The sequence below is a fragment of the Streptomyces cahuitamycinicus genome (assembly GCF_002891435.1).
GTDB lineage: Bacteria > Actinomycetota > Actinomycetes > Streptomycetales > Streptomycetaceae > Streptomyces > Streptomyces cahuitamycinicus.
The window spans coordinates 1-4,637 of sequence record NZ_POUC01000530.1; the positions used below are offsets into that span (position 1 = coordinate 1).

General features: G+C 73.6%; 4 protein-coding genes and 1 pseudogene. 3 read left to right on the top strand and 2 right to left on the bottom strand.

All coding sequences use genetic code 11. The features are described from left to right. Nucleotides 1-737: pseudogene (locus C1J00_RS38455) on the top strand (Tellurium resistance); the annotation flags it as partial. 16 nt (nucleotides 738-753) lie between these two features. Here C1J00_RS38455 and C1J00_RS38460 read toward each other — a convergent pair. Then, a complete protein-coding gene (locus C1J00_RS38460) occupies nucleotides 754-1,944 on the bottom strand; it encodes a glycosyltransferase (protein WP_102913530.1) in 1,191 nt (396 codons plus the stop codon). Between the two features lie 39 nt (nucleotides 1,945-1,983). On the opposite strand from C1J00_RS38460, the gene C1J00_RS38465 reads away from it, so the two are divergent. Beyond that, entirely contained in the window at nucleotides 1,984-2,769 is a 786-nt protein-coding gene (locus tag C1J00_RS38465) for a glutamate racemase (protein ID WP_102913531.1), read from the top strand. A gap of 114 nt (nucleotides 2,770-2,883) precedes the next feature. Continuing rightward, nucleotides 2,884-3,438 carry a hypothetical protein gene (locus C1J00_RS38470; protein ID WP_102913532.1) on the top strand — a complete coding sequence of 185 codons (555 nt, stop codon included), beginning with the start codon at nucleotides 2,884-2,886 and terminating at the stop codon, nucleotides 3,436-3,438. Nucleotides 3,439-3,552: 114 nt separating this feature from the next. Here C1J00_RS38470 and C1J00_RS38475 read toward each other — a convergent pair whose 3' ends face one another. Continuing rightward, nucleotides 3,553-4,578 carry an O-antigen ligase family protein gene (locus C1J00_RS38475; protein WP_102913533.1) on the bottom strand — a complete coding sequence of 342 codons (1,026 nt, stop codon included), beginning with the start codon at nucleotides 4,576-4,578 and terminating at the stop codon, nucleotides 3,553-3,555. Nucleotides 4,579-4,637: the final 59 nt, after the last annotated feature.

Below are 4,637 nucleotides of genomic sequence, written 5' to 3' on the forward strand. Positions count from 1 at the left end.
GGACCCTCACCGACCTGTTCGAGAACGTCTACCTCTCCACGGCCGGACCGGACAACTACGACAAGCTCTCCAAGCACGAGATCAAGTGGACCGACGCCACCGTCACCGCCGCCCTCCAGAAGATCGCCGAGATCACCGGCAAGAAGGAGTACGTGCTGGGCGGCACCTCCGGCGCGCTGCACGTGAACCTCAACTGGGAGGTGCGCAAGCAGTTCTCGGGATGGAGCGGCAAGTTCGGCCGTCCGGCCGCGAGGCACTCCGACCTCGACCTCGACCTGTGCGCCCTGTACGAACTCAGCGACGGCAGCAAGGGCGTCGTACAGGCGCTCGGCAACAGCTTCGGGGCGCTGCACCAGCCCCCGTACATCCACCTCGACGGCGACGACCGCACCGGCGCCGTGTCGACGGGGGAGAACCTCACCGTCAACCTCGACCACAAGAACGCCTTCCGGCGCATCCTCGTCTTCGTCACCATCTACGAAGGCGCCCGCTCCTTCGCCGATCTGCACGCGTCGGTCACGCTCCAGCCGCAGCACGGGGCGGCGATCGACTTCTCCCTCGACGAGTGCACCGTCCCCTCGCTCGTGTGCGCGCTCGCCCTGATCACCAACACCGGCGGCGACCTGATCGTCCAGCGGGAGGCCCGCTACCTGGTGCCCGACCGCGGGGTGAGCCCGCAGCGGACCGTCGACCACGCCTACGGGTGGGGCATGAACTGGACCCCCGGCCGCAAGTGACCGCCCCCGGTGGCCGTCAGCCCTCGTCGGGCAGGGCGTCCGGGCGCGTGTAGGTGCGGCCCTTCCAGGCCGCACCCCGCCCCCGGTAGTGCTGCACCGCGGAATCGACGGTCATGAGGAGGTACAGGAACGCGGTGAACGGCAGCAGGGGGGCGAGCCACAGAGGCTGCCGGTAGTAGCGGAGCATCGGCACGTACGTCCCCGCCATGACGAGCCACGCGAGACCGCCCAGGGCCGCCATGGGCGTACGGCCGGCGGCGAGACCGGTCAGGGCCGCCACGGGCGGGACCAGGTACACCAGCGCCAGCCCGGCGACCGTCCCGGCCAGCAGCAGCGGATGGTGCCGCAGCTGGGCGTACGCGCTGCGCGACACCATCCGCCACAGGTCGCGCAGCCGCGGATACGGCCGCACACTGTCCACCCGCTCGGCGAGCCCCAGCCAGACGCGTCCGCCGCCGCCCTTCACGGCCCGGGCGAGCGCCACGTCGTCGATCACGGCGTGCCGGATCGCGTCCGGGATCCGCGCCCGCTCGGCGGTCTCCGCCCGCAGCAGGACGCAGCCCCCGGCCGCGGCCGCCGTCCGGCCCTTGCCGGCGATCCGGCGGAAGGGGTAGAGCTGCGCGAAGAAATAGACGAACGCCGGCACCACGAGCCGTTCCCAGACGCTCTCCACCCGCAGCCGGGCCATCTGCGAGACGACGTCGAACCCACCGGAACGCGCCGCCGACACCAGCTCGCGCAGACTGTCCGGCGCATGTGCGATGTCGGCGTCCGTCAGGAGGAAGTACTCGGGCCCACGCGCGCGTGCCAGGCCGAGGCCGTGGCGCACCGCCCACAGCTTCCCGGTCCAGCCCGCCGGCGGCTCACCCGGCGAACCCACGGTCAGCGGTAGCCCGCCGTGCCTGTGAGCCAGCTCGCGTGCCAGATCACCGGTACCGTCCGAACTGCCGTCGTCGACGAGGAAGATCTCCGCCCGCCCCGGATAGTCCTGGGCGAGCAGTGACGGAAGCGCGGCCGGCAGCACGGCCGCCTCGTCGCGGGCCGGGACGACGACGCACACGGACGGCCACCCGTCCGGCTCCGCGCGTGAAGGCAGTCGCACGTCGGTGCGCCAGAAGAAGCCCTGGCAGAGCAGCAGCCACAGCCAGGCGAGCAGTGATCCAGCGGCAGTCCACACAAGGGCACTCACGCGCGCAGTCTGCCCCACCCGGCCTGCCCGAGACGGCTCATCGTCTATCGTGATCGGGTGAAGATCGCGCTCATGGACTCCGGAATCGGTCTGCTGGCGGCCACCGCCGCGGTACGGCGGCTGCGCCCCGACGCCGATCTCGTGCTCTCCCTTGACCCCGACGGCATGCCGTGGGGCCCGCGCACCCCGCAGGACCTCACCCGGCGCGCCCTGGCCGTCGCCGAGGCCGCCGCCGCGCGCCGCCCCGACGCCCTGATCGTCGGCTGCAACACCGCGACCGTGCACGCGCTCACCGCCCTGCGCGCCCACCTCGAACCGGAACTTCCGGTCATCGGCACCGTCCCGGCAATCAAGCCGGCCGCGGCCGGCGGCGGGCATCTCGCGATCTGGGCCACCCCGGCCACCACCGGCAGTCCCTACCAGCAGGCCTTGATCAGGGACTTCGCCGGGGGCGTGCCCGTCACCGAGGTGCCGTGCTGGGGCCTCGCCGAGGCCGTGGAGCGCGCGGACGAGGCGGCGATCGACGCGGCCGTGTCCGCGGCCGCCGCCCTCACCCCGGACGACGTGACCACCGTCGTCCTCGGCTGCACCCACTACGAACTGGTCGCCGAACGCATCCGGACCGCCGTCCAGCGTCCCGGCCGCCCGCCTCTCGTGCTGCACGGCTCCGCGGGAGCCGTGGCCGCCCAGGCCCTGCGCCGGCTCGGCGAGCAGCCCGCGCCGGGAGCCACACCGCACGGCACGCTCACCGTGCTGCTCAGCGGACGCGAGGGCACGCTGCCCGCCCCCGCCCTGGCGTATGCCGAAGGGCGCCTGATGCAGGCGGTCACGCCCGCACGCTGACCGGAACCCGTCACCGGCCGTGATCGGCGAGCCGGACCGGCCCGGCGCCCGGCCGGCGCAGTCACACTCCGCCACGAGGTACCTGCGGAGCGAAATCTGAGTACCCTCAAAGACATGAGGGACCACCGCCACGGCGAGAACGCCCGCCACCCGCACCCGGAGGTCTGGACCGGCCGTGCCACCAACCGGGTGCAGTGGCTGCTGGCGCTCGTGGGTGCCGCCTGCATGGCGCTCGGCATCGAGCTGGCCGTCGGCTCGGCATGGAAGTCCGGCATCGCCCCACTGGTCATGGCCGTAGTCGGGTGCATCGCCGCCGGGCTGCTGGTCCTCTTCGGAACACTCGCCTTCGTGCACGTCGCCCTGCGTGTCGACGAGGAGAACCTGGAGGTGCGCTGCGGCCACATCGGCATTCCCCGCCGCCGCATCCCGCTCTCCCAGGTGGCCGGCGCCACGTACATCTCCCACGTCACCCCTCGTCACTGGGGCGGCTGGGGGTACCGATGGCGGCCCGAGAAGGGCACCGCGGTGGTCGTACGACGCGGCGAGGGCGTCGAGCTGGAGCTGTGGGACGGGCACACCTTCACGATCACCGTGGACGACGCGGAGGCGGCCGTACGGGTCATCGAGGCACGGCTGCGGCCCACCAAGCCGGGTGCTCCCGCGCACTGAGCCGCCCGTCGCTCGCCACCGTGCGTGATCGACCTGTGATCACCGGCTGTCACCACGCGGTGCCCCGCTCCGCGTGCCTGCGCGTCCGGCGTACAGCTCGACGGTTCGGGGCTGTCACCACGCTGGAGTGTGCCCCGCTCCACGTGCCTGCGCCTCCGGCGTACGGCTCGACGCTTCGAAGGGGCGCGCCGTGGCCATGCCCGCCAGCAGGCCCGCTCCCACCGACACCGCCGTGAAGCTCAGCGCGTTGCCGATCGCGGCGATGGCGGCAAGCGCCGTCAGGGCCGCGCCGGCGGTGAGTGCCACCGGGGTCGGGCGCGGGCCGCGCCACAGCGCGTACAGGACCCAGCCGAACGCCGCCGCGAGCAGGGCCACGCCGACGATCCCCTGTTCGGCCGCCTGCTGCAGAGGCGCCGAATGGGGCTTGCCGTCGGACAGCAGAGACTGGGCGGACGTCGTGCTCAGCTCCCCGAAACGGCCCGGGCCGGCCCCCAGGGCGGCGTCCTCGCCCAGCAGCTGCCATGCGTCCTGCCACAGCCGCACCCGGTGCGGCGTCAGCCGCCCCTCCGCAGCGGCCAGGAACCCACCCGATCCGGCCTGCGCGGCGACCGCCCAGACCAGGCCGGTCACCACGGCGGCGACGGCGGCCAGTACGGCCATCCCGGCGCCGCGGTGACGGGTGCGGCCGGCGGCCAGAGAGCACACCAGCACCGCCGCACACGTCACGAGCCCGGTGGTCGAGCCGAGCACCGCCGCCAGCACCGCGGTACCCGCGGCCAGCAGGCGCAGGGTGAACCGAACGGCCGGAACCGGCGTGGACCAGGCCGCACAGCAAACGGCACCGGCCGACAGCGTCAGGACGGCGGCCGTGGCCCCGGCATGCCCGAGGGGCGCGGCGATCTGCGGTCCCGGAGCGAGGTGCGGAACGGCCACCGTCAGCGCGATGCCGGCCAGCGCCCCGGCGAAGGGCGCGCCGACCGGCAGCAGCGCCCCGCTGATCCGCCCGGCGGCGTATCCCGCGGCCACGGCCAGAACCGCCAGGAGAACCCCCTCGGGCCTGCCGTCGTGCACGGCCGCCGTGATCAGGGACCATGCGGCGCAGGTGCCCAGCACCACGACACCCGCCGCGTCGGAAACGATTCGTCTCTCGCCGTCCGCGTCCGGCCCGGACGCGGACGTCACCCCACTGGAACCCACCC

What these genes read in the sequence shown, in the direction of transcription:
- C1J00_RS38470 (WP_102913532.1), top strand. Translation starts at nt 2,884, where the DNA reads ATGAGGGACCACCGCCACGGCGAGAACGCCCGCCACCCGCACCCGGAG.